The sequence below is a fragment of the Nonomuraea sp. NPDC048881 genome (assembly GCF_040649795.1).
Classification (GTDB): Bacteria; Actinomycetota; Actinomycetes; order Streptosporangiales; family Streptosporangiaceae; genus Nonomuraea.
Genome location: NZ_JBEZGC010000014.1, coordinates 1 through 23,603, shown reverse-complemented (window position 1 = coordinate 23,603; position 23,603 = coordinate 1). Strand labels below are relative to the sequence as shown.

General features: G+C 72.9%; 18 protein-coding genes. 10 read left to right on the top strand and 8 right to left on the bottom strand.

All coding sequences use genetic code 11. The annotated features are described in order from the left end of the window. The first annotated feature begins 28 nt into the window (after positions 1-28). The 4 genes from AB0C33_RS37155 to AB0C33_RS37140 all read left to right on the top strand — a co-directional run bounded on the left by AB0C33_RS37155 (position 29) and on the right by AB0C33_RS37140 (position 3,276). Positions 29-724: a response regulator transcription factor gene (locus AB0C33_RS37155; RefSeq protein ID WP_358296349.1), complete on the top strand. Its 696-nt coding sequence runs from the start codon at positions 29-31 to the stop codon at positions 722-724. A gap of 88 nt (positions 725-812) precedes the next feature. Continuing rightward, the gene (locus AB0C33_RS37150) at positions 813-1,412 is read left to right on the top strand and encodes an NAD(P)H-dependent oxidoreductase (RefSeq protein ID WP_358296346.1); all 600 of its coding nucleotides are present in this window, start codon (positions 813-815) and stop codon (positions 1,410-1,412) included. 11 nt (positions 1,413-1,423) lie between these two features. Beyond that, positions 1,424-2,437, top strand: a complete 1,014-nt coding sequence (locus AB0C33_RS37145; RefSeq protein ID WP_358296344.1) for an ATP-binding cassette domain-containing protein — start codon at positions 1,424-1,426, stop codon at positions 2,435-2,437. Beyond that, entirely contained in the window at positions 2,434-3,276 is an 843-nt protein-coding gene (locus AB0C33_RS37140; RefSeq protein WP_358296341.1) for an ABC transporter permease, read from the top strand. Before AB0C33_RS37145 ends, AB0C33_RS37140 begins: the two co-directional genes overlap by 4 nt. Positions 3,277-3,352: 76 nt before the next feature. On the opposite strand, the gene AB0C33_RS37135 is transcribed toward AB0C33_RS37140, so the two are convergent. The 3 genes from AB0C33_RS37135 to AB0C33_RS37125 all read right to left on the bottom strand — a co-directional run bounded on the left by AB0C33_RS37135 (position 3,353) and on the right by AB0C33_RS37125 (position 8,417). Beyond that, positions 3,353-3,880, bottom strand: coding sequence for a hypothetical protein (locus tag AB0C33_RS37135; protein ID WP_358296338.1), 528 nt, complete (start codon positions 3,878-3,880; stop codon positions 3,353-3,355). A gap of 120 nt (positions 3,881-4,000) precedes the next feature. Beyond that, positions 4,001-7,171, bottom strand: coding sequence for an AAA family ATPase (locus AB0C33_RS37130; RefSeq protein ID WP_358296335.1), 3,171 nt, complete (start codon positions 7,169-7,171; stop codon positions 4,001-4,003). A gap of 49 nt (positions 7,172-7,220) precedes the next feature. Further along, positions 7,221-8,417 carry a cytochrome P450 gene (locus AB0C33_RS37125; protein ID WP_358296333.1) on the bottom strand — a complete coding sequence of 399 codons (1,197 nt, stop codon included), beginning with the start codon at positions 8,415-8,417 and terminating at the stop codon, positions 7,221-7,223. A gap of 141 nt (positions 8,418-8,558) precedes the next feature. On the opposite strand from AB0C33_RS37125, the gene AB0C33_RS37120 reads away from it, so the two are divergent. The 3 genes from AB0C33_RS37120 to AB0C33_RS37110 all read left to right on the top strand — a co-directional run bounded on the left by AB0C33_RS37120 (position 8,559) and on the right by AB0C33_RS37110 (position 11,961). Next, positions 8,559-10,076 carry an FAD-dependent monooxygenase gene (locus AB0C33_RS37120; RefSeq protein ID WP_358296330.1) on the top strand — a complete coding sequence of 506 codons (1,518 nt, stop codon included), beginning with the start codon at positions 8,559-8,561 and terminating at the stop codon, positions 10,074-10,076. 130 nt (positions 10,077-10,206) lie between these two features. After that, the gene (locus AB0C33_RS37115; RefSeq protein ID WP_358296328.1) at positions 10,207-11,160 is read left to right on the top strand and encodes an NAD-dependent epimerase/dehydratase family protein; all 954 of its coding nucleotides are present in this window, start codon (positions 10,207-10,209) and stop codon (positions 11,158-11,160) included. Between the two features lie 51 nt (positions 11,161-11,211). Further along, on the top strand, positions 11,212-11,961 hold the full coding sequence (locus AB0C33_RS37110) for a sulfite exporter TauE/SafE family protein (RefSeq protein WP_352360786.1): 750 nt from the start codon (positions 11,212-11,214) through the stop codon (positions 11,959-11,961). On the opposite strand, the gene AB0C33_RS37105 is transcribed toward AB0C33_RS37110, so the two are convergent. The 3 genes from AB0C33_RS37105 to AB0C33_RS37095 all read right to left on the bottom strand — a co-directional run bounded on the left by AB0C33_RS37105 (position 11,958) and on the right by AB0C33_RS37095 (position 14,531). Then, positions 11,958-13,154, bottom strand: a complete 1,197-nt coding sequence (locus tag AB0C33_RS37105; protein WP_358296317.1) for an FAD-dependent monooxygenase — start codon at positions 13,152-13,154, stop codon at positions 11,958-11,960. The two genes, AB0C33_RS37110 and AB0C33_RS37105, sit on opposite strands and share 4 nt — an antisense overlap. Further along, entirely contained in the window at positions 13,151-13,747 is a 597-nt protein-coding gene (locus AB0C33_RS37100) for a PadR family transcriptional regulator (RefSeq protein WP_358296314.1), read from the bottom strand. The genes AB0C33_RS37105 and AB0C33_RS37100 overlap by 4 nt, the downstream gene beginning before the upstream one ends. A gap of 64 nt (positions 13,748-13,811) precedes the next feature. Further along, entirely contained in the window at positions 13,812-14,531 is a 720-nt protein-coding gene (locus AB0C33_RS37095; protein WP_358296311.1) for a hypothetical protein, read from the bottom strand. Positions 14,532-14,729: 198 nt separating this feature from the next. Here AB0C33_RS37095 and AB0C33_RS37090 point away from each other — a divergent pair, with 198 nt between their 5' ends. Continuing rightward, positions 14,730-16,289, top strand: a complete 1,560-nt coding sequence (locus tag AB0C33_RS37090; RefSeq protein ID WP_358296309.1) for a cellulase family glycosylhydrolase — start codon at positions 14,730-14,732, stop codon at positions 16,287-16,289. A 55-nt stretch (positions 16,290-16,344) separates the two neighbouring features. On the opposite strand, the gene AB0C33_RS37085 is transcribed toward AB0C33_RS37090, so the two are convergent. After that, positions 16,345-16,923 (bottom strand): TetR family transcriptional regulator, encoded by a 579-nt coding sequence (locus AB0C33_RS37085; RefSeq protein ID WP_358005084.1) that lies wholly within the window; start codon positions 16,921-16,923, stop codon positions 16,345-16,347. A 144-nt stretch (positions 16,924-17,067) separates the two neighbouring features. On the opposite strand from AB0C33_RS37085, the gene AB0C33_RS37080 reads away from it, so the two are divergent. Beyond that, positions 17,068-18,597: an MDR family MFS transporter gene (locus tag AB0C33_RS37080; RefSeq protein ID WP_358296807.1), complete on the top strand. Its 1,530-nt coding sequence runs from the start codon at positions 17,068-17,070 to the stop codon at positions 18,595-18,597. Between the two features lie 162 nt (positions 18,598-18,759). After that, a complete protein-coding gene (locus AB0C33_RS37075; protein WP_358296306.1) occupies positions 18,760-21,663 on the top strand; it encodes an AAA family ATPase in 2,904 nt (967 codons plus the stop codon). Here AB0C33_RS37075 and AB0C33_RS37070 read toward each other — a convergent pair. Beyond that, a partial coding sequence (locus tag AB0C33_RS37070; protein ID WP_358296304.1) for a M28 family peptidase occupies positions 21,660-23,603 on the bottom strand: 1,944 nt, incomplete at its 5' end. The two genes, AB0C33_RS37075 and AB0C33_RS37070, sit on opposite strands and share 4 nt — an antisense overlap.

The window sequence follows — 23,603 nt, the reverse complement described above, 5'->3', positions numbered from 1 at the left end:
CTCATGCGCGACCGGCATCGTTTCCGGCATGCACCCGACCGGTCCGACCGTCACGCCCGGATCCGCGCGCGACTCGTACGCCGTCCTCGTCGTTGACGAGCGCCCGCTCGGCGCGTCCCTCTCCCGCGCGATGCGCCGCTGGGACGTGCGCAGCCTGGGCGGCGGCGAGGCGGTCAGGGCCGTGCGCGGGTTCCGTCCGGGGGCGATCGTCCTGGACGTCAGGGGCGGCGGCCGCTTCCTGCCCCGGCTGCGGGCCGCGCTGCCCGGCGTGCCGGTCCTCTTCCTGACCGCGCCGGACGCCCTGCCCGACCCGTCGCTCGGACTGCGCGCGGGCGCCGACGACTACGTGATGCGGCCGTTCGGCGTGGACGAGGTCGTGATCAGGCTGCACGGCCTGCTGCGCCGCTCGGCCGACGCCCTGTCCGTCGCCCTGTCCGTCGGCGACCTCACCCTGGACCAGGAGACCCGCCAGGTACGGCGGGCCGGCCAGGAGGTCAGGCTCACCCCGACCGAGTTCGAGCTGCTGCGGCTGCTCATGCGCCATCCGGGACGCGCGCTCAGCAAGGCGCACATCCTCGACCGGGTGTGGGCCTACGACTTCGCCGGCCAGGGCAACATCGTCGAGCTGTACATCTCCTACCTGCGCCGCAAGATCGACGCGGATCGCCGTCCGATGATCCACACCCTGCGCGGCGTCGGCTACGTGCTCAGACCGGCCGCCTGACGTCCCGCTAGATCCCGTCTAGCGGACGTCTGGCGGCCGTCTCGCGCCTCCTTGGTGAGAGCCCGGAACGGGCCGAGGGAGGTGGACGATGACGGGCAGGGACGACACCGCCGGCGGGAGCGCCGCACCGCTCCGCCTCGCGGTGATCATCGCGAGCACCCGCGTCGGGCGGATGGGCGAGACGGTGGCGAAGTGGTTCGCCGCCCGCGCCCGCGACCGTCCCGACCTGGCGGTCGACGTCCTCGACCTGGCCGACTACGCCTTCCCCGACCGCTACCCGGAACGCAGCACCCCCTCGATGCGCCGCTTCACCGCGGCCGTCGGCGAGGCCGACGCCTTCGCCGTCGTCACCCCCGAGTACAACCGCAGCTTCCCGGCCTCGCTCAAGCAGGCCATCGACTACGCCTACGACGAATGGCAGGCCAAGCCGGCCGGTTTCGTCGCCTACGGCTCGGGATCTTCCGGTCTGTACGCGGTCGAGCAGCTCCGTACCGTCTTCTCCGCCCTGCACGTCGTGACGATGCGCGACTGGGTCGGCCTCGACCTGCTGGGGGACGACGTGGCCGGAAGCGGCGAACCGTACGACACCGACGACCGCGCGCGTGCGGTCGCGGCCATGCTCGACCAGCTCACCTGGTGGGGCCGGGCGTTGCGCGACGCCCGGCGCGCCCAGCCGTACTGCTCATGAGAGGAACACCCATGCGAGACCTGGCGATACAGACCTCCGGCCTGGTCAAGGTCTTCGGCGACAACCGCGCCGTGGACGGCCTCGACCTGGAGGTGCCGGCCGGCACCGTCTACGGCGTGCTCGGCCCCAACGGCGCGGGCAAGACCACCGCCGTCCGCATGCTGGCCACACTGCTGCGGCCAGACGGCGGCGAGGCCACCGTGTTCGGGCACGACGTGGTGCGCGAGGCCGACGCCGTACGCGGCCGCGTCAGCCTGACCGGCCAATACGCCTCCGTGGACGAGGACATGACCGGCGCCGAGAACCTGGTCCTGCTCGGCCGCCTGCTCGGCCACCGCAAGCCGGCCGCCCGGGAGCGGGCGGCGCAGCTGCTGGAGGCGTTCGGCCTGACGGAGGCCGCGGGACGGCAGGTCAAGACGTACTCGGGCGGCATGCGGCGGCGCATCGACATCGCCGCCAGCATCCTCAACACGCCTGACCTGCTCTTCCTCGACGAGCCGACGACCGGCCTCGACCCGCGCAGCCGCAACCAGGTCTGGGACATCGTCCGCATCGTCGTCGCCCACGGCACCACCGTGCTGCTCACCACCCAGTACCTGGAGGAGGCCGACCGCCTGGCCGGCCGCATCGCGGTCATCGACCACGGCAGGGTCATCGCCGAGGGCACGCCGGGCGAGCTCAAGTCGTCCGTCGGCGCCGGCTCGGTCCACGTGCGGCTGCGCGATCCCGGCACCCGTCCCGAAGCCGAACGGCTGCTGTCCCAGATCCTCGACGCGCCCGTCTACCTGGACGCCGACCCCGTGTCGCTCACCGCCCGCATCACCGGCCACGGCCGCGAGGCCGCCGCCGCCGAGCAGGCCTCGCGCGCGCTCGGCCGCCTGGCCGAGGCGGGGATCGTCGTCGACGACTTCTCCCTCGGCCAGCCCAGCCTGGACGAGGTCTTCCTCGCCCTGACCGACCACCCCGCCACCGGGACCGCCACCGGGACCGCCGAGTCCGCGACCGCGCAGGAGGCCGCAGCATGACCGCCACCACCGAGACCGCCACGACCTACTCCCCCGCCGCCGACGTGCTCGGCACCGTCCTGGCCCCCGGGGTGAAGCCGCCCCGGCCGAGCGCGTGGTCGGCGTCGGTCACGTTCGGCTGGCGGGCCATCCTGAAGATCAAGCACGTGCCCGAGCAGCTCTTCGACGTGACCGCGTTCCCGCTCATGATGACGCTGATGTTCACGTACCTGTTCGGCGGCGCCCTGGCCGGCTCCCCGACCGACTACCTGCAGTTCCTGCTGCCCGGCATCATGGTCAGCAGCGTCGTGATGATCACCATGTACACCGGGGTGGAGGTCAACAAGGACATCGAGAAGGGGGTGTTCGACCGCTTCCGCACCCTGCCGATCTGGCGTCCCTCGACCATGGTGGGCTACCTGCTCGGCGACGTCCTGCGCTACACCATGGCCTCGACGGTCATCCTCGCCGTCGGCCTGGTCCTCGGGTTCCGTCCGCAGGGGGGCGTCACGGGCGTGCTGGCCGGGATCGTGCTGCTGCTCGGCTTCTCCTTCGCCTTCTCGTGGGTGTGGACGATGTTCGGCCTGCTCATGCGGAGCGAGAAGTCGGTGATGGGGGTGAGCATGCTCGTCCTGTTCCCGCTGACCTTCCTCAGCAACGTGTACGTCGACCCGGCCACGATGCCCGGCTGGCTGCAGATCTTCGTCAACGTCAACCCGATCACCCGTCTGGTGGCCGCCGTCCGTTCGTTGATGGCCGGCACCCCGGACGTGGGCGAGCTGACCTGGGTGCTGATCGCGTCCGTCCTCCTCATCGCGATCTTCGGCACCCTGACCATGCGCCTCTACAACCGCAAGTAACCGGCCGCCACCCTGATCGGGCGCGAAGGCATTCCCAGCCTTCGCGCCCGATTCGTGCTGCGCGGTTCTCCATGGGCTAGCAGTAGTACCGGACCCTGGCGGTGAATTCGGCGGTGGAGAGGAGGACGTCGTGGCCGTCCTTCTCCGCCTCCTTGTGCTCCGTGATGATGACCTGTCCCGGACGGACCTTCTTCCTGCTCCCGGCGTCGAAGACCACGTCGTACATGCGGGCGTTCCTCTTCGCGTCGTAGCCGGCCGCCTTGTACTTCAGCTTCCGCCGGAAACGCAGGTCGCCCTCGGCCAGCGACCATCCCGGCGGGAGCTTCTCCAGGTCCAGGTAGGCCAGGGCCCCGGGCAGGGGCGGTGCGGTGAGGCGTGCCTGGTCCACGAGGGTCCCGTCATCCTTTCGGTAGACGACCACACCGTCCGGCGGGCGTGCGCACCACGCCATGACCAGCGTCAGCCTGCCGTCGGCGTTGACCGTGACGCCGGTCAGGCCGCCGAAGCTCGGAGTGGTCGGGAACGGAAGGCAGCCGGTCGCGGCGGTGAGTGCGAGCAGGGCGAGAGCACGCCGCCCGATCGTGGTTCTGGAGGCCGACGGCATCAGGGCGTCTCCTCTGGCTGGGGGTCTGCGGGATGAGACCCGCCTGACGCGGGAGAGGTTCGGCGTTCCGAGATCTCGATGCGATCGCGATCGAACCGGCGCGGGCCGGAGCGGCTTCGGTCAGAGGTGCCAGGTGACGGGGGTGGTGGGCTGGTAGCGGCAGGTGGCGCCGGTGGAGATGGTGGCGCGGAGGTGGGTGGCGAGTTCGGGGTGGGTCTGGGTGATTTTGCGGAGGGTGTCACGGATTCTGGCGGTCACCGTCTTGCGGGCCCGTTCGGTTTCGTCGCCCAGACGGCGGGAGCGGCCGCCCAGCCCGGCGGCCGTGCGGAGCTCCTCCAGCAGGGCAGCCCTTTCGCGGTCGTACTCGGCCGCCCGGTCGTCGTCGCCGCGGCCGGTGGCCCGGTCGATCTCGTCGTCGAGGACGGACAGGCGGCGGCGGTAGTCGGCCTTGGCCTCCTCGTCGAGCACGGCGTCGCCGCCCATCGCGCGGGCGGCCAGCACGACGTCGCCGCCCTCCGGGGCGAGCAGGGCCACGGCGGGGATGTCGGCGCCGGGGTGGCCGAGCAGGTGATGCAGGTCGCGCAGGCCCTTGGCGTCGGGCATGTGGGCCAGCCGCCCGGCGAACCGGAGGGCCCAGACCTCGCCGTCCTTGCGGAAGTGGCCCGTGGCCGGCTCGGGGCCCTCGTCGCGTGCGGGGGCCTGCGGGGGCGCGGGCTCGGCGGCGGCGCTCCCCTGCGGCGGGAGGGTGTCGAGGACGTGGTGCATGCCGAGCTCGGCCGCCTCGCGCCGGACCTCCGCCAGCACGGGACGGGCCCCGACGGTGTCGCCGCCGGCCAGCAGGGCCTCGGCCAGGCGGGCACGGGCCAGGACCGACCACGGGCGGGCCCGCATCCGGTCGGCCGACCGGTACGCCCGCGCGAACCCCTCGGCCGCCTCCGCCCACCGCCCCTCGGCCAGGTCGAGCACGGCGATCCACAGGTCGTAGGGGCCGCTGATGTCCCAGCCGTAGTAGGACACCGCCCACCGCCCCCGGTGCGGCAGCAGCGCGGCCCGCGCCCCGGCCGCGAGCTCGCGGTCGTGGGTGGCGGCGGCCAGCTCCGCCTGGAAACGCAGCCACAGCGGCTCGGCCATGCGCCCCACCCGCGCGCCGGCCGCGTGGTGGCGCAGCGCGGTGCCGACGTCGCCGGCCTGCAGGGCGGTCAGCGCCTCCAGCAGGCCGCGGTCGGGGTGGCGGCCGGCCCTGAGCCTGCGCAGGACGTCTTCCTGCTCCTCCACCCTGCCCTGGAGCCAGCGGATCGCCCAGCGGTGGTGGTCGAGCATGACGTCGAAGTCGTGGTCCTTGCCGTCGAGGGACAGCCCCGTCATCAGCGACTCGGCCTCGGCGAAGCGGCCGGCGAGCGCGGCCACGATGCTGGCGTCGACGGACGTGGTGAGGTTGAGGTGGGCGTCGTCGGTGCTGCGGCCTTTGGCCGCGTAGTCGTGGAACCGGTCGAGGTAGCGGGGGTCGCCCTCTTCGATCATGGCCACCCAGCGCAGGGCGCCGGCGAAGTGTTCGAGCTCGCGGTCGGAGGTGCGCCGGGCGATGTCGAGCAGCTCGCCGGTCAGGGCCACCCGCTCGCCCGCCGTGCCGGGGCCCCAGATGATGTCGTGGTGGGCCCACAGGCTGAAGGCCAGGACGTCGTCGTCGCCGCCCTGGCGGGCCTGGGCGGTGAGGTGGAAGACCAGGTCGAGGGCCAGGCGGTCGTCGGGGGCCGGCTCGCCGACGAGCGCGGCGTGGGCCCTGCGCAGCCGGTCGAGGGAGTCGTCGTGGCCGTGGTGGGAGCGGAAGACCAGCGCGACGCGGGCGGTCAGCTCGGGGTCGCCGAGATCGGCGGCGACGGCGCCGGCCTCCTCGAACAGCCGGCGGCCCGCGTCGCGTTCGCCGCGGTGGTGCAGCTCGCGGCCGAGGTCGAGGCAGATCAGCACGCGCCGGCGGGGCGCGGCGGCGGCGCTCAGCTCGTGGGCGCGGCGCAGGTGGCCGAGCTCCTCCTCGCCGGCGAGCCGGCTGCGGGCGGCGCGGGCGGCGGCCTGGAGCAGGTCGATCGCGCGCTCGGGGTCGACGCGGTCGCCGGCGAGGTAGGCGTGCCGGGCCAGGTCGCTCGGCAGCATGCGGCGGGCCAGGTCGGGGGCGCCGTCGAGGGCGCGCACCACGGCGGCGTGCAGGTCGCGCACGTCGGGGACGGCGTCGTAGAGGGTCTCGCGGACGAGGTCGTGGGCGAAGGCGAACCGGCCGCCGCCCTTGGTCACCACCAGCCTGGCGATCACGGCGGTGTCGAGGAGACGGTCGACGTGCGCGACGGGGGCGGCCACGGTGGCGGCCAGCACCTGGCGGTGGAACTCGCGCCCGAGCACGGCGGCGGCGGGCAGCAGCTCCGACACCGGACGCGGCAGCAGGGACAGCCGGCGCAGCAGCGCGTCGCGGACGCCGGGCGCCACGGCCGTGGCCGAGCCGCCGCTGCGCCACAAACGGGCCGTCTGCTCGACGAAGAACGGGTTTCCGCCCGTGCGCACGTGGACCTCGGCCACCAGGTCGGGGGGCGGGTCGAGCCCGGCTGTGCGGGCCATGAGGGCGCCCACCCCGGCCTGGTCGAGGCCGGTGAGCGTGATGGTGGTGGCCTTGGCGACGAGCGGCGACAACAGGTCGCGCAGCGGGTGGTCGACCGGCTCGACCTCGGCGTCGCGGTAGGTGCCGACGAGGAGCAGGCGCTCGAACCAGGTCTGGCGGGCCGCGAACTCAAGGAGCCGCAGCGAGGCCGGGTCGGCCGCGTGGAGGTCGTCGATGACGATCACGAGCGGGTGGTGCTGCGAGAGCGACACCAGGGCGGTGGTGACCGCGTCGTAGATCTGGAACGCCGAGGCGGGGTCGGCGTCGGCGGCGGTGACCTCCAGGTGTGGCTGGGCGAGCGCCGCCGCCTCGCCGAGCAGGGCGGCCAGGCTGCCGCCGGCCGACTGCTCGGCCTCGGCCCACTCGTGGGGGGCGGCCGAGCGGCGCAGGGCGCGGATGACCTGGACCCAGGGCCAGTAACCGGGGGCGCTGCCGGAATCCCAGCAGGCGCCGCCGACCACGAGCGCGCCCCTGCGCCTGGCCTCGGCGGCGGCGCTGGTGACGAGCGTGGTCTTGCCGATGCCGGCCTCGCCGGTGACCAGGACCAGGCCGCCGTGGCTGTCGACCACCCGCGCGACCTCGGCGCGCAGCAGCGCGGCGGGGTGGTCCCTGCCGATCAGCTCGTGTGGCCTGGCTTCGGTTGGCATGACACCCGCACGTTATCCGCCGCCGCCGACAAAATCCGCGTGCGCGCCGCTACCAGGCGACCTCCAGCTCGGTCAGGCCGTAGACGACGTTGAAGGAGCGGAACTCCGGCGTGGACTCGGTCGGGCGCAGGCCGGGGAAGCGCTCGAAGAGCGCGGGGAAGGCGATCTTCATCTCCATGCGGGCGAGCGGCGCGCCCAGGCAGTGGTGGACGCCGTGGCCGAAGGCGACGTGGCCGGGGGCGCCGCGGGTGATGTCGAGGGTGTCGGGGTCGGCGATGAAGCCGGGGTCGCGGTTGGCGGCGGGCAGCGAGCACAGGATCATCTCGCCCGCGCCGATGGTCCGCCCGGCCAGCTCGACCTCCCTGGACGTGATCTTGATCGTCCCGGAGTGGACGATGCTGAGCCAGCGCAGCAGCTCCTCGACCGTCGCGTCGATGCGCTCGGGCTCCTTGCGCAGGAGTTCGAGCTGCCCGGGGTTGCGCAGCAGGGCGAGCGTGCCGAGCGAGAGCATGTTGGAGGTGGTCTCGTGCCCGGCGAGCAGCAGCAGGTTGCCGATGCCGACGAGCTCGCTGGTGGTCAGGTCGTCGCCGTGCTCGCGGATGAGCATGCCGAGCAGGTCCTCGCCCGGGTCGGTGCGCATGCGGGTGACCAGTTCGCGCATGTACGCCCGCGACTCGAAGCTGGCCGCCACCCGTTCCTCGACCGGCAGCGACAGGTCCAGCATGCGGCCGGACCGCCGCTGGAAGTCGGCGCGGTCCTCGTACGGCACGCCCAGCAGCTCGCAGATCACCAGCGACGGGATCGGCAGCGCGAACGACGACACCAGGTCGGCCGGGGAGCCCGCGGCCTCCATGGCGTCGAGGTGCTCGTGCACGATGTCCCTGATGCGGGGCTCCAGCCGCTTCATCCGGCGGATCGTGAACTCGGGCGTCAGCATCCGGCGCAGCCGGGTGTGCTCGGGCGGGTCCTGGCCGAGCAGGTTGCCCGCGCGCAGCTCGGCGAGCTGTTCCTCGGTCAGTTCGGGCGCTCCGGGCATGCGGGCGGAGCCCTGCCTGGCGAGCCTGAACCGGTCGGCGTCGCCCAGGACCTCGCGGACGTCGGCGTACCGGGTCACCACCCATGCCTCCAGGCCGAGGAGGGTGTCGATGCGCTTGATCCGTTCCTGGTCGCGCACCTCGCCCAGCTCGGGGGCCGGATCGAACTCCACCCGCCGCATGTGCAGCGGCACCGCCGAGGACTCAGTCATGCAACGACCGTAACAAGTCCGGCGGCCGTCCTCTAGATCGTTTCCGATCGGTGATCCGGCCAGGGTTTCGGCCCGAGCTTGACGTGGGACGCGCGGCGCTTGGAGTATGCCGATGATCACCATGACGAATGGGAGCAAAGCGTGCGCCAGACCGACATACCGGTACTGATCGCCGGAGGCGGGCCCGTCGGGCTGGCGACGGCCGTGGAGCTGGCCCATCACGGCGTGCGCAGCATGGTCGTCGAGCCGCGCGAGAGCGTGTCGTGGCTGCGTCCGCGCGCCAAGACCACGTCGGCCCGGTCGATGGAGCTGCTGCGCAGGTGGGGGCTGGCCGAGACGGTGCGCGCCCGCGCGCCGCTCGCGGTCTCCTGGTCGGACGAGGCGGTCTTCACGACCGGCCTGCTCGGCCGCGAGATCACCAGGATCGGCGGCTGCTTCGGCCTCGACCTGACCGGCTCCGACCTGGCCGCCGAGCCGGGCCAGCAGGTGCCGCAGCCGATCGTCGAGGAGGTGCTGCGCGAGGCCGCCGGTGACGCGCTGCTCACCGGCTGGCGGGTGACCGGCCTGCGCGAGGACGCCGACGGCGTCACCGCCGACCTGGCCGCCGCGGGGGGCGAAACCCGCCAGGTGCGCGCCGCGTACGTCGTCGGCTGCGACGGCGCCCGCAGCGTGACGCGCCCGGCCATCGGCGCCCGCTACGAGGGCCGCCAGGACGCCAGGCCCAACTTCAACGTCGTCTTCCGCGCGCCCGGCCTGGCCGAACGGGTGCCCCACGGCCCCGCCGTGCACTACTGGGTGCTGAACCCGGCCCAGCCCGGCATGCTCGGCCGGCTCGACCTGGAGGACCTGTGGTGGTGCATCGCCCAGGGCGTCCCGGCGGAGGGGACCGACCCGGTGCGCCTGGTCCGCAACCTGGTCGGGGCCGACGTCGAGGTCGAGATCCTGGCCACCGACCCGTGGACCGCGCGCATGCTGCTGGCCGACCGGTACGCCGGCGAGCGGGTGTTCCTGGCGGGCGACGCCGCGCACCAGAACCCGCCCTACGGCGGCCACGGCTTCAACACCGGCCTCGGGGACGCGGTCAACCTCGGCTGGAAGCTGGCCGCCGTACTGAACGGATGGGCCCCCACGACCCTGCTGAACAGCTACGAGGCCGAACGCCGGCCGGTCGCGGCGGCCACGATCGAGGCCGCCGCCGCCAACATGGCCACGCTCGCGCCCGAACTGGCCGATCCCGCGCTGATGGGTTCGGACGCCGACTTCGAGCGGGTGCGCCCGGCCGTCGCGGAGGCGGTGCGGCGGACCAAGGACAGCGAGTTCCACAGCCTGGACCTGGTGCTGGGGTACACGTACGCGGGGTCGCTGGTGGTGGCCGGCGGGTGCGGCGAGCGGCTGCCGCACCGGTGGCTCGCTCCGGGCGAGTCGCTCTACGACCGGCTCGGGCCCGGGTTCAGCCTGGTGGGCGACCTGTCGTCGCCGGAGGCCAAGGTGCTGGTGGAGCGGGCGGCCGAGCTGGGCGTGCCGCTGCGGGAGGTGGACCTGCCGGACGCGGCCGGCACGCCGGCCCTGGTCCGCCCCGACCAGCACGTGGCCTGGCGCCCGACGCCGGGCCAGGACGCGGCCCACGCGCTCGACCTGGCGATCGGGCGCTCTGCCTGATCCGCCCCCTGGACCTGGCGATCGGGCGGCCTGCCTGATCGCCCCCCGGGCCCGGCGATCGGACGGCGCGCCTGATCGCCTCCGGGCCCGGCGATCGGGCGCCCGGTTCGAGCCGGTCTAGGGTGGGTGCATGCGCGTAGTGGTGATCGGGGCGAGTGGGCACATCGGCACCTATCTGGTCCCGCGCCTGGTGGACGCGGGCCACGACGTGGTCGCGGTGAGCCGGGGCAAGCGGGAGCCGTACACGCCGCACGGCGCGTGGCAGCGGGTCGCCACCGTGGTCGCCGACCGGGAGGCCGAGGAGGCCGCGGGCACGTTCGGGCGGCGGATCGCCGAGCTGGAGGCCGACGTGGTCATCGACCTCATCTGCTTCACCGAGGCGAGCGCCCGCCATCTGGCCGGGGCGCTGGCCGGCCGGGTCCGGCAGTTCCTGCACTGCGGCACGATCTGGGTGCACGGCCCGAGCACCCGCGTCCCGACGACAGAAGACCGCCCGAAACACCCCATCGGCGAGTACGGCCGGCAGAAGGCCGCGATCGAGGCGTACCTGCTCGACCTGGCCGCGCGGGAGGGGTTCCCGGCCACGATCGTCCATCCCGGGCACATCACCGGCCCGGGCTGGATCCCGGTCAACCCGGCCGGCAACCTCGACCCGGCCGTGTTCCAGGCCCTCGCCGACGGTGCGGAGGTGCGGCTGCCCAATCTCGGCATGGAGACCGTGCAGCACGTCCACGCCGACGACGTCGCCCGGCTGTTCGTGGACGCCATGAACAACCCGGCCGCCGCCAGGGGCGAGAGCTTCCACTCGGTGGCCGTGACCGCGCTGACGCTGCGCGGCTACGCCGAGGCGGTGGCGGGCTGGTCCGGCCGGGAGGCGCGGCTGTCGTACCTGCCGTGGGAGCAGTGGCGGGAGACCGTGCCGGAGCACCACGCCCGCGTCACCCACGACCACATCGCGCACAGCCCCCACTGCAGCATGGAGAAGGCCGGACGGCTGCTCGGCCACCGCCCCCGGCACACCTCGCTGGAGGCGGTCGCGGAGGCGGTCGACTGGCTGGTCCGGGCGGGCACCCTGACCCGCTGACCCCCACCTGACCAGCGAGCGCACCAGGGCCACGCACTAGAGTCACCCGCCATGACACCTTGGGAGATGGCCGCGGTCTTCGCGGCGGGCGTCGGAGCGGGAGGCATCAACGCCGTCGTCGGTTCCGGGTCGCTGATCACGTTCCCGACGCTGCTGGCCGTCGGCCTGCCGCCGGTCACCGCCAACGTCTCGAACAACATCGGCCTGGTGCCCGGCGGCGTGACCGGCGTCCTCGGCTACCGCGCCGAGCTCAAGGGTCAGCGCGGCCGCCTGCTCCGGCTGGCCTCGGCCTCCGCGCTGGGCTCGCTGATCGGCGGGCTGCTGCTGCTCAACCTGCCGGAGCGCACGTTCACGGCGGTCGTGACGGTGCTGATCGGGTTGTCGTGCGTGCTGGTCCTGGCCCAGCCCAGGATCAGCCGGCTGCTGGCCAGCCGTCCGCGGCAGGCGCATGGCGGACCCTGGTTGTGGCTGGGCGTGCTGGCCGCCGGGGCGTACGGCGGCTACTTCGGGGCGGCGCAGGGCGTGCTGCTCATCGGGCTGCTCGGCATCTTCCTCGACGAGGAGCTGCAGCGCGTCAACGCCGCCAAGAACGTGTTGTCGCTCGTGGTCAACGCCACGGCCGCCGTCCTTTACACGCTGGTGGCCGACGTCGACTGGTGGGCCGTGCTGCTGGTGGCGCTGGGCTCGACGGTCGGCGGGTTCCTGGGGGCGCGGGTGGGACGCAGGCTGCCCGCGCCGGTGTTGCGCGGTGCGGTCGTCTGCATCGGGGTGGTGGCGATCGTCAAGCTGCTGACCGCTTAGGCGGTGACCGGCTCGTCCCAGTCGAGGTGGTGGCGCTGCTCGGGGCCGAGGGCGCGTTCGGGGGCGAGGAACGTCCGGGTGGCCAGCGGCATCATCAGCCGCATCATCGTGACGGCGAAGGGCCCGAGGGTCTTGCTGCTGTTCGTCCGGGAGGCGCGGGCGGCGACCCGCTCGACGCGGTCGCGGCGCAGCCGTACGTAGGCCTCGAACGCGGCGGGCACGGCGGGCAGGTCACGCAGGCAGCGGGCGAGCTGGACGGCGCTCTCGGCGGCCAGCGACGCCCCCTGCCCCGAGCTGGGCGAGGGCGCGTGCACCGAGTCGCCCACCAGCACCATCCTGCCGCGGTGCCAGTGCGGGACGCTCGGCATGATCTCCACCGTGCCGAGCGCCACCAGGTTCTCGGGGGACGTGTGCCGCACCAGCTCCTGCCCCGGCTCCTCACCCGCGAAGAGCTCGCCCAGGCGGCGCAGCCACTCCCCGGCCGGCACCCGGCGCGCCTGCGCGGACGTCGTCGGCTCGGCGTGCGGCACGTTGCAGAACCAGGCCGTGCGCCCGTCGGGCTGCACCCAGTAGCCGAGGAACGCCCGCCGCCCGAACACGAAGCAGGACGCCTGCTCCCCGGCCGGCACGGCGACGTCGGCCAGGCCGCCGAAGTTCAGCAGGGGCACGTGGCGCGGCCCCGGGGCGGCCGGGTCGATCAGGGACCGGACCACGGAACGGATGCCGTCGGCCCCGACCAGGATGTCGGCGCTCGCGCTGCCGCCGTCGGCGAAGCGCGCGGTGACGCCGCCGGGGTGCTCCTCGACGCCGACCAGGCGCCGGCCGTACTCCGTGCGGATGCCGGCGGCCAGGGCCCGGTCGCGGACCGCGCCGTAGAGCTGCGAGCGCCACATCGCCTGGCTGGGCGGCAGGTCGGGCAGGCCGGCCAGCTCGCCCATGCGCCTGCCCGCGCCGTCGCGGACGACCGTGTGCGCCACCGGCTGGCCGACCGCCCGGACGGCCTCCTCCGCGCCGACGGCCCGCAGCGCCGCGAGCCCGTTCGGGGCGATCGTGAGCGTGCCGCCGACGCCCTCCGCTCCCCGGTCGTACGCCTCGTACAGCGTCGCCTCGATCCCCGCGCGGCGCAGCGCCATCGCGGTGACGGGGCCGGCGATGCCCCCGCCGATCACCAATGCCGTGCTCACTGCTGTCATTGCCGACTCCCGAACATCTCGTGCCAGGTCCTGGCGTAGTCAGGTGCGCTGAGGGACTCGACGAGGCGGGCGACGAAGGCCAGCTCGGCGTCGAGCACCGCGAGGCGGTAGTCGTCCTCCACGAGGAACACCCAGGCCACGCCGCCCGCGCGGGCGGCGTCGGCGGTCCGGGCGAGCTCGGCCCGCTGGGCGGTCATCGCCGCCGCGCGCCGCTCCAGCAGCCCGACGGCCTCGGCCGGGTCGAGCACGCTGATCAGCGACAACGCGACGCCGAAGTGCGGATAGTCCTCCTGCGGCGTCGAGACCAGCTCGCGCAGCCAGTCGTAGAGCTCCGCGCGGCCCTCGCCGGTGAGCTCGTAGAGCGTGCGCTCGGGCCGCTCGGTGTCGCGGACGGTCTCCCGCTCGACGATGAATCCCGCCTTGGCGAGCTGCTTGACGACCATGTAGAGCGAGCCGCGGTTGTACTTGAAGCTCTTGTCCTTGTCGGTCTCCTGCAGACGGCGGCCCAGCTCGTACGGGTGCATGGGCTCGACCAGCAGGAACGCCAGGACCGCCAGCGCGAGCGGGTTGGCCACCTTGCGGCGCTTCTCCATCGGAGTCCCCTTTAGTTGATATCAACTATCCATTGTCGGCTAGTTGATGTCAACTATAGAGGAGTCAGCCCGCCATTCCCACGAGGAACGCCGCCGGGACCAGCGCGAGCGTGAGCACGAGCGCCCACCAGCGGGGCGCGGGGCCCGTCCGGAGCAGCGCGACGCCCATGGGCGCCAGCGCGACGACGAGCCCGGCCAGCGCGGCCAGCGCGATCGGGTCACTGCTGCCCTTGAGCACGCCGAGCGGCAGCCCGGCCGCCAGCGCCAGCGCGACGCACCTGGCCACGCCGGCCGGCCCGGCCCCGAGGGCTCCGGCACGGAAGGCGCCCACGGCCAGCACGACCCAGCCGCCCATGATGCAGACGTTGACCGCCTTGAACACGTGGAAGGCCCCGTACGTGCCGGCGACGACCCGCTCGGCCGCCTCCGGGCCGAGCGCGTCCACCAGCTGGAACGCCAGATGGCTCACCCCGGCGTGGAACACCCTGCCGAACAGCCCCAGCACCGCCAGCGTCACACCCCACCTGGCCAGAGCCGGATGGGTGGCGGCGATCGCCCGGCCGAGCGCGGTCACCGCCGGCCACAGCAGCACGGCGCCCGCGGCGTACAGGCTGTAGGACAGGGCCATGCGGCCCGGGTCGGCGGCGTAGGCGGCGAGCTGGCCGGGGAAGAAGTCGTCGGCGCCGAGGCGGACGAGGACTCCGGCCAGCAGCAGCCCCGGTCCGAGCACCAGCCCGGCGCCCTCCACCCAGCGCCCGGGGATCGTCATGCGCGTGATCGTCATGCCTGCCATTCAAGTGACGGACGCGTCCGGGCACATTGGCGCGGCCGCGAGGACCCGCACTCCACCTGGCACTACCACGACATGAAAGTTTCAGGCGTTCCCGCAGTTCAGAGGGGTTGACAGGCGTTCTCACATTGACGTGCCCGAACGCGGCGGCCGAGCATGACGCCGCGTTCCCCCTCGCGGAAAGGGCACCCCATGCAGACCTCGAAGGCGGGACTGACCGCCCTGGCCACGGTGGTGGCCGGAGCGGCTGTCGCCGTCGCGCTGACCACCACCCCGGCGGGCGCGGCGACCGGAACAGGGACCGGCTACCTGCACACCAGCGGCAACAAGATCCTCGACAGCACCGGGGCGACCGTCCGGCTGACCGGGATCAACTGGTTCGGGATGGAAACTGATAACAAGACCTTCCACGGTCTGTGGTCGAGCAACCCCTGGAAGAGCCAGATCGACAAGATGGCCTCGCTGGGCTACAACACGCTGCGGGTGCCGTACTCCAACGACGCGCTCAAGCCGGGGGCCACCGCCACCGGGATCAACGACTACGTCAACCCCGACCTGGTCGGCCTGTCCCCCATGCAGATCCTCGACAAGGTCGTGGACTACGCGGGCGTCAAGGGCATGCGGATCATCCTCGACCGCCACCGCCCGACCGCGGCCGGCCAGTCCCCGCTCTGGTACGTCAGCGCCACCCCCGAGAGCACCTGGATCAACGACTGGAAGGCCCTGGCCCAGCACTACGCGAACAACCCCACGGTCATCGGCGCCGACCTGCACAACGAGCCGCACGCCGAGGGCACGAACCCGAACGCGACCGGCGCCTGCTGGGGCTGCGGCGACCAGGCCCGCGACTGGCGCCTGGCGGCCGAACGGGCGGGCAACGCCGTCCTGGGCGTGAACCCCGACTGGCTGATCTTCGTCGAGGGCGTGAGCTGCCCGAGCGGCGGCCTGTCGAACGTCTGGGACAACGATCCCGGCAACGACGAGGACTGCGGCTGGTGGGGCGGCAACCTGTCGAAGGCCGGCCAGTACCCGGTACGGCTCAACGTCGCGAACCGCCTGGTCTACTCACCGCACGAGTACGCCACCTCGGTCTACCACCAGACCTGGTTCGACGCCCCTGACTACCCCGCCAACATGCCCGCCATCTGGGACAAGTACTGGGGCTACCTGTGGAAGCAGAACATCGCGCCGATCATGATGGGCGAGTTCGGCACCACGCTGACCTCGAACGTCGACAAGGTCTGGCTCCAGGAGCTCATGAAGTACACCGGCACCGGGGTGAACGGCATGTCGTTCACGTACTGGTCGTGGAACCCGAACTCGGGCGACACCGGCGGCATCGCCAATGACGACTGGACCACGATCAACCAGGCCAAGCAGGACATCCTGCAGCCGTACCTGATCCCGCCGGCCGGGGGCGGGGGCAACCCCACGACGTCGCCGACGGCGAACCCGCCGGGGCAGTGCACGGTCGGCTACAAGCAGACCAACGCCTGGCAGGGCGGCTTCCAGGGCGAGGTGACGGTGAAGAACACCGGGACGTCCCCGATCAACGCCTGGACCGCGACCTGGACGCTGCCCTCGGGCGTCACCCTGAACAACGCCTGGAACGCGGTGGTGACGGTCTCGGGCACCACGTGGACCGCCAAGGGGCCCGACTGGGCGCGGAACCTGGCGCCGGGGGCGTCGGTGGCGATCGGCTTCACCGCCAACGGCACGGCCGCCACCCCGGCGAACACGACCTGCTCCTGACCCCGGCCCCTGACCCCCGCCGCCCGCCCGCGTTCCTCCATCGGAGCGCGGGCGGTCAGCTGAACGGGCGGGACATCTCGTCGAGCATCTCGGCCATGACCTCCCGCAGCGAGCGCGACTGACGCTCCTCGACCCACAGATGCGACCCGAGCCGCAACGCCGTGAGGAACCCGGCCGCCATCACCTGCGGACGCACCGGGCTCTCCCGCTCGGAGATCGCCTGAGCCAGGTCGCGCTCCAGCGCCGCGTGGTTGGCGAGCTGCCGGGCCAGCAGCGACGGGTGCCGCTTGGCCAGGCGGGCGCGCACGGCCCACTCCCGCGCCGGCTCGCCCACCTCCTCGAACACGTCGTCGATCGCCCCGCAGAGCGCCTGCCAGGCGGTCCGGCCGGCCGGCTGGGCGCCCACCTTCTCGACCAGGTCGCGGATGCGCTGCTCCTCGCCGTAGAGGACGGCGTCCTCCTTGCCGGCGAAGTAGTTGGAGAACGTGCGGCGCGAGATGTTCGCGGCGTCGGCGATGGTCTCGACCGTGACGGCGTCGAGGCCGTGCTCCCCGACCAGCCGCATGGCCGCCTCGTGCACGGCCTGCCGCGTCTCGGCCTTCTTGCGTTCGCGCAGCCCGCCGGTGCTGTCCATGATGCGCCAAGCCTACCGTCCGGGAATATATGCTCAGCGGGCAAACTTTCCCATTGGGCATTGTTTTAACGTAGGAGGAGGCCGCGCATGAGCGCACCGACCGTCCCGGCCGCGCCGCCGGGTCAGATGAGCCATCGGCAGATCATGGAGGCCCTGAGCGGGCTGCTGCTCGTCCTGTTCGTGGCGATGATCAGCGGCACGATCGTGTCGGTCGCGCTGCCGCAGATCATCGGCGCGCTGAACGGCACGCAGTCGCAGTACACCTGGGTGATCACCGCCTCGTTGCTGGCGTCCACGGCCTCCACCCCGATCTGGGGCAAGCTGGCCGACCTGTTCAGCAAGAAGCTGCTGTTGCAGATCTCTATCGTGATCTTCATGGTCAGCTCGGTGGCCTGCGGCTTCGCCCAGGACACCGCCCAGCTCATCGCCTTCCGCGCCCTCCAGGGCCTCGGCATGGGCGCGCTGCAGGTCCTGGTCCAGGTGATCATCGCGGCGATGATCAGCCCCAAGGACCGGGGCAAGTACAACGGCTACCTCGGCGGCGTCATGGCCGTCGCGACCGTGGCCGGGCCGCTGCTCGGCGGCCTGATCGCGGACACCTCCTGGCTCGGCTGGCGCTGGTGCTTCTTCGTGGCGGCGCCGTTCACCGTGGTCGCCTTCTTCCTGCTGCAGAAGACCCTGCGGGTGACCCACGTGCGCCGCGAGGGCGTCAAGGTCGACTACGTCGGCGCCACGCTGATCGCGGTCGGCGTGAGCGTGCTGCTCATCTGGGTGACCTTCGTCGGCAACTCCTTCGACTGGCTGTCCTGGCAGACCGCCGCGATGGTGCTCGGCGGCGTCGCCGTCCTGGCGGTCGCGACCTGGGTGGAGACCGTGGTCAAGGAGCCGGTCGTGCCGCTGCACGTCATCCGCCGCCGTACCCCGGCGCTGGCCATCCTGGCGAGCCTCGCGGTGGGCATGGCGATGTTCGGCGGTTCGGTCTTCCTCGGCCAGTACTTCCAGATCGGCCGCGGCTACAGCCCGACCGAGGCGGGGCTGCTGACGATCCCGATGATGCTCGGCGTGCTGCTGTCCTCGGCGATCTCCGGGCGCATGGTGTCGAGGAGCGGGAACGTCAAGCCGTACATCGTGACCGGGGCGGTCGTGCTGACCGTCGGGTTCCTGGTGCTGTCCACGATGGACCACCAGACCTCGCTCGTGCTCATCGCCGGCGCGATGGTGCTGGTCGGCGCGGGCGTCGGCATGTCGATGCAGAACCTCGTCCTCGCGATCCAGAACACCGTGCCGCTGCGCGAGCTGGGCGCGGCCAGCGGGGCCGTGACGTTCTTCCGCTCGCTGGGCGGCACGGTGGGCGTGTCGGTGCTCGGCGCGGTGCTGGCCAACCAGGTCGCGACCGGCATCGCCGAAGGGCTGGCCAAGGTGGGCATCGACCCGGCCAAGGCGGCCGCGGGCGGCAAGAGCACGCTCAACATCGCGGCGCTGCCGGAGCCGTTCAAGGGCATCGTCCGGGCCGCGTACGGCGACGCCACCGGGCACATCTTCCTGATCTCGGCGGGCATCGCCGTGATCGGCGTGATCGCCACCCTGTTCCTCAAGCCGGCCAAGCTCCGCGACAGCGTGGACCTGGCCGAACCCGCCCCGGCGGGCGACGGCAGGACCCCCGTCGCCTCCTGAGGCGCCACCCGCGCGGGACGGGGCGGCCGAGGGCGCCGGGATCACCGGCGCCACCAAGGGCACGGCATTTGACCGGAAAACAGAGGGTTGACCCGCGCTGACCTGTGATGGATAACAGTATTCCGACAGGGGGAGTAAACCTGCACTGTTACGGAGACCCCGATGACAAGCCTGGCTTCTCCTGGGTTGATCGGGCGTGACGCCCAGTTACGCTCACTCGTCGACGCCATCACCGGCCCTCCGGCCGTCATCCTCGTGCAGGGCGAGGCGGGCATCGGGAAGACCCGGCTGGTCAGGGCCGCGCTCGACCTGTTGCCCGACGGCGAACGCACCGTCCTGATCGGCCATTGCCACCAGATCCGCGAGCCGTTCCCGTACGGCCCGGTGTTCGACGCGCTGCGGCACGTCGGGTGCGCGCTGCCGGAGACGGGCACGCTCAACCCGGTCACCGGCGCCCTGCGCGGCTACCTGCCGGAGCTGGCCGGGCACCTGCCACCGGTGCCGTCGCCGCCCCCGCTGGACGACCCGCGCGCCGAGCGCCACCGCCTGTTCCGCGCGGTGCACGCGCTGCTGGCCGCCGCGGCCCCGGCGGTGCTGGTGATCGAGGACCTGCACTGGGCCGACGACGGCACCCGTGACCTGCTGCGCTTCCTCACCGACCAGCCGCCGGCGGGGCTCGCGCTGGTGGTGACGTTCCGCCGGGAGGGGCTGCCGGTGCCGGGGCTGCCGTTCGGGCGGGCGTACCGGCGTCCGCCGGGGGTGCGCAGCGAGGTGATCTCGCTGACGCCGCTCGACGTCGAGGGGGTGCGCCGCCTGACCGGGGCGCTGCTCGGCCGTTCCACGCTGACCTCCGACTTCGTCACGAAACTGCGCGACCGCACGGCGGGGGTGCCGTTCGTGATCGAGGAGGTGGTGCGCTCGTTGCTCGACGACGAGGGCCAGTTACTCGGCGGCGAGGAGGAGCCGGAGGTCCTGGAGCGCATGGCGGTGCCGCTGCTGCTGCGCGAGGCGATGACCGAGCAGCTCACCGGGCTCTCACCGGCCGCGCTGCACGCCGTGCACGCCGCCGCCGTGCTCGGGCTGCCCGCCGACGAGCAGCTCATCGCCGCCGTCTCCGGCCATCCCCTCGGCGACGGGCTCAGCCAGGCGCTCAAGGCGGGCGTGCTGCTCGAACAGCACGACGGCCAGTACGGCTTCCGCCACGCCCTCGCCCAGCAGGCCGTCTACGACGCGATCCCCGGCCCCGACCGGCGGCTCATCCATCAGCGGGCGGTGACCGCGCTGTCCGCCCTCGAACCGCCGCCGCTCGTCCAGCTCGCCTACCACGCCAGGCGCGCGGGCGACTTCGAGTCCTGGCAGCGGCACGGCCCCGCGGCGGCCGACCACGCCGCCGCCATCGGCGACATCCCGCTCGCCGTCGAGGTGCTGGCCGGCATGCTGGCCGACCCGAAACTGCCGCACGACGCGCGCGGCCCGCTCGCGCTGCGGCTCAGCCGGGTGGCCGCGATCGGGCTGTCCTACCGGCGGGTGGTGCGCTCGCTGCGCCACCTGCTGGCCGAGGACTTCCTGTCCCGGCACGTACGCGGCGAGGCCCGGCTCAACCTGGGCGTGCTGCTGTCCAATCAGGCGGGCGTGGTCGCCGCCGGCCGTCAGGAGATCCTGCTCGCCCTGCCCGACCTGCACGACCGGCCGAGCCTGGCCGCGCGCGGGCTGGCGCTGCTGGCGATGCCCGCCTGGGGCGACGAGCCGCTGGCCGTCCACGAGGAGTGGATGAACCGGGCGGAGAAGCTGCTGGCCACGGTCGAGGACCAGGATCCGGAGCTGACCGCCGCCGTGCACGCCAACAAGATCAGTCTGGCCATGATGCTGGGCTCGCCGGACGCCTTCGACCTGGCCGCGGCCCTGCCCGCGAACGACCCGTCGGCGGCGGTGCGCAGGCAGGTGGCGCGCGGCTACGCCAACCTGTTCGACTCGGCCATCGCGCTCGGCCACTACGCGGCGGCCGAGCGCTTCGCCGACCAGAGCAGGCGCATCGCCGAGGAGACGGGCGCGCAGTACCCGGTGTTCCTGGTGGAGATGTCCTCGATCCGGCTCGCCCTGCTCACCGGCCGCTGGGAGGGCCTGCGGGAACGGGCCGTCGCGGCGGTCGAGATGACGGCCGAGGCGCCGCTGCTGGCCGTGGACGCCCGGCTCGCGCTGGGCATGCTGGCCCTGGCCAGGGGCGAGTGGGAGGAGGCCGCCGAGCACCTGGTGGCGGCGGGGGTCAACGACGTGGAGTCGGGGTTCCTGCCGGTCGCCGCCGTGGCCTCGGGCGGCCTGATCGAGCTGCACCTGACCCGCGACTGCCCGCACGAGGCGCTGGCCGAGGCCGAGCGGGCGGTGGCCAGGCTGCGGCGCAAGGGCATGTGGGTGTGGGGCGACCAGCTCGTGCCCCCGGCCGTGACGGCGCTGCTGAGAGCCGGACGGGCGGAGCAGGCCGAGGACCTGGTGGCCGAGTTCGCGGCGGGCATCGAGGGCCGCGACGCCCCATCCGCGCACGCCGGCCTCGACGCGGCGGCCGGCGCGCTGGCCCTGGACCGGGGCGCGTACGAGGAGGCGGCCAGGTGCTTCGCCAGGGCGCGGGCCGCGTACGAGGCGATGCCGAGGCCCTACACCGTGGCCAGGACGGCCGAGTCGGAGGCGGCGGCCCGGCTGGCGACGGGCGACCGGGCACGGGCCGCCGACCTGATCGCGGACGCCTGCGAGCGGTACGCCGGCCTGGGCGCGACCCACGACGCCGCCCGCTGCCGCCACCTGCTGCGCGAGATCGGGCCGGGCAGCGCGCCGCGCAGGGGCAGGAAGGGCCGCAGCGGGGTGTTGTCGCCGCGGGAGGCCGAGGTGGCCAGGCTGGTCGCGCTGGGCCGGACGAACAGGGAGATCGCCGAGGTGCTGTTCCTGTCCCGGCGGACGGTGGACACGCACGTCGCGCGGGTGCTGCAGAAGCTCGGCGTGCGCACCCGCAACGACGTGAAGGAGCCCCGGCCGGATGACCGGCCGGGGCTCCTCAACCCTGATTCCGACGGTTAGACCGTGATGCTCCAGGAGTCCAGGAAGCCGGTGTCACCGGCGTAGACGTCCTCGATGTCGAGCGTCCAGGTGCCGGCGGCCTGCTGGCTGACCGGGATCGAGAAGGTCCTGGTGCCGTACTGCGTGCAGGTGGTGCCGCCGTAGGCGTCGACCACGTACCAGGTGCCGCTCGGGCCGCGGAGCCAGATGTCGAGGTCCTCGGCGCAGGTGTGGCTGATCGTGATGGACACCTTGACCGGGGAGGCCGCGGTGCCCGTCGCGGTGGACGTGATCGAGCTCTGGGTGTTGGAGTAGTCCCTGATCTGGTAGTCGGTGTCGTTGGTGAACGTCCGGCCACCCGAGGTGCCCTGGACGGTCAGCGCGTACGACGTGGTGTGCGTCGCCGTCTCGCCGGTGCCGGTCACGGTGATCGTGTAGCTGCCCGCCGGGGTGGTGGGCGAGGTCGCGATCGACAGGCTGGACGAGCCGCCCGACGTGACGCTGGCCGGGTTGAACGAGGCCGTGGCGCCGGTCGGCAGGCCGCTCGCGGACAGGTTCACCGTCTGGGCGGTCCCGTTCGTGGTGGTCGAGCCGATCGTCGTCGTGGCGGTGGAGCCGGCCTGCACCGTGCCCGAGCCGGGGTTGGCGGAGAGCGAGAAGTCACGCGGCTGGGTGGTGCCGCCGACCGCCTGCTTCCAGATGGCGTACGCCGCGGCGTCCGCCGCCCGGTCGAGGACGGTGTCGTTGATGTTGGAGGTGGTGTCGCAGGAGGAGTGGTAGCAGGAGTCGTAGGCCCGGTTGGCCGTGCCGCCCCACTTGGTCGCCTGCGCCGACGTCTTGGTGGCGCTCGCGCCCGCCGCCACGCCCGAGCTGGCGATGCCGGCGTTGCGGAAGGAGGCGTCGTCGGACCGGTTGGCGCCCTCGGTGTTCTCCTCAGGCTGGAGGTTCAGCTTGTCGTAGAACTCCTTCAGGTAGGCCGCGCCGGTGGTGGTGATGTTGTTGATGAAGTAGCCACCGTTGGGCGAGCCGACCATGTCGTAGTTGTAGTAGACCTTGATCTTGGACCGGTCGGTCGAGCTGAGCGAGGCGACGTAGGCCTCGGAGCCGTTCAGGCCCTGCTCCTCGTCGGTCCACCAGCCGAACCGCACGTGCTTGGTCATCGTGGGGTTCTTCTGGGCCAGGGTCAGCGCGACCTCCAGGAGAGTGGCCGAGCCGGAGCCGTTGTCGTTGATGCCCGGTCCCGCGGACACGCTGTCCAGGTGGGCGCCGGACATGATGACCTGGTTGGCGTCGCCGCCGGGCCAGTCGGCGATCAGGTTGGGGCCGGCGCCGCTGGTGCAGTAGGAGACGCTGCAGGTCTGACGGGTCACGGTGTACCCGGCCGCCTGGAGCTTCTGCTCGACGTAGGAGACCGACTGCAGGTAGCCCTGGCCGGTGGACCTGCGGTTGCCGCCGTTCGCGGTGGCGATGCTCTGGAGCTGCGCCAGGTGCGTCTTGACGTTGGCGACGCTGACGTCAGGCGGGTCCTGGCCGCCGGGGCCGCCGCCGCCCACCGTCAGGGTGTACGTCGCGGTGTGCGTGGTCGAGCCGGTGCCGGTCACGGTCACCTGGTAGGTGCCCTGGGCGGTGGAGGCGCCGACCGACAGGGTCAGCGTGGAGGAGTTGCCCGAGGTCACCGAGGCCGGGTTGAAGCTGGCGGTGGTGCCGCTGGGCAGCCCGGAGGCGGTCAGGTTGACGGTCTGGGCGCTGCCCGAGGTCGTCTGGGTGTTGACCGTGGTCGTGGCGGTGGCGCCGGGCTGGGCGCTGCCGGAGGACGGGTTGAGCGTGAGGGAGAAGTCGGGGCCGGCGGTGCCGCAGGCGGGCTCGCCGGAGGCGGCGGCGACGCTGACGGCGCTCCAGGCGGCCTTGGTGCTGTTGCACTCGGCGCTGTTGGCGCCGTACAGCTCGATGGCCGCGGCCAC

Excerpts from the sequence above, each read along its gene's own strand:
- AB0C33_RS37155 (WP_358296349.1), top strand. The coding sequence starts at position 29 with ATGCACCCGACCGGTCCGACCGTCACGCCCGGATCCGCGCGCGACTCG.
- AB0C33_RS37150 (WP_358296346.1), top strand. The coding sequence starts at position 813 with ATGACGGGCAGGGACGACACCGCCGGCGGGAGCGCCGCACCGCTCCGC.
- AB0C33_RS37145 (WP_358296344.1), top strand. The coding sequence starts at position 1,424 with ATGCGAGACCTGGCGATACAGACCTCCGGCCTGGTCAAGGTCTTCGGC.
- AB0C33_RS37140 (WP_358296341.1), top strand. The coding sequence starts at position 2,434 with ATGACCGCCACCACCGAGACCGCCACGACCTACTCCCCCGCCGCCGAC.
- AB0C33_RS37135 (WP_358296338.1), bottom strand. The coding sequence starts at position 3,880 with ATGCCGTCGGCCTCCAGAACCACGATCGGGCGGCGTGCTCTCGCCCTG.
- AB0C33_RS37130 (WP_358296335.1), bottom strand. The coding sequence starts at position 7,171 with ATGCCAACCGAAGCCAGGCCACACGAGCTGATCGGCAGGGACCACCCC.
- AB0C33_RS37125 (WP_358296333.1), bottom strand. The coding sequence starts at position 8,417 with ATGACTGAGTCCTCGGCGGTGCCGCTGCACATGCGGCGGGTGGAGTTC.
- AB0C33_RS37115 (WP_358296328.1), top strand. The coding sequence starts at position 10,207 with ATGCGCGTAGTGGTGATCGGGGCGAGTGGGCACATCGGCACCTATCTG.
- AB0C33_RS37110 (WP_352360786.1), top strand. The coding sequence starts at position 11,212 with ATGACACCTTGGGAGATGGCCGCGGTCTTCGCGGCGGGCGTCGGAGCG.
- AB0C33_RS37105 (WP_358296317.1), bottom strand. The coding sequence starts at position 13,154 with ATGACAGCAGTGAGCACGGCATTGGTGATCGGCGGGGGCATCGCCGGC.
- AB0C33_RS37100 (WP_358296314.1), bottom strand. The coding sequence starts at position 13,747 with ATGGAGAAGCGCCGCAAGGTGGCCAACCCGCTCGCGCTGGCGGTCCTG.
- AB0C33_RS37095 (WP_358296311.1), bottom strand. The coding sequence starts at position 14,531 with ATGACGATCACGCGCATGACGATCCCCGGGCGCTGGGTGGAGGGCGCC.
- AB0C33_RS37090 (WP_358296309.1), top strand. The coding sequence starts at position 14,730 with ATGCAGACCTCGAAGGCGGGACTGACCGCCCTGGCCACGGTGGTGGCC.
- AB0C33_RS37085 (WP_358005084.1), bottom strand. The coding sequence starts at position 16,923 with ATGGACAGCACCGGCGGGCTGCGCGAACGCAAGAAGGCCGAGACGCGG.
- AB0C33_RS37080 (WP_358296807.1), top strand. The coding sequence starts at position 17,068 with ATGGAGGCCCTGAGCGGGCTGCTGCTCGTCCTGTTCGTGGCGATGATC.
- AB0C33_RS37075 (WP_358296306.1), top strand. The coding sequence starts at position 18,760 with ATGACAAGCCTGGCTTCTCCTGGGTTGATCGGGCGTGACGCCCAGTTA.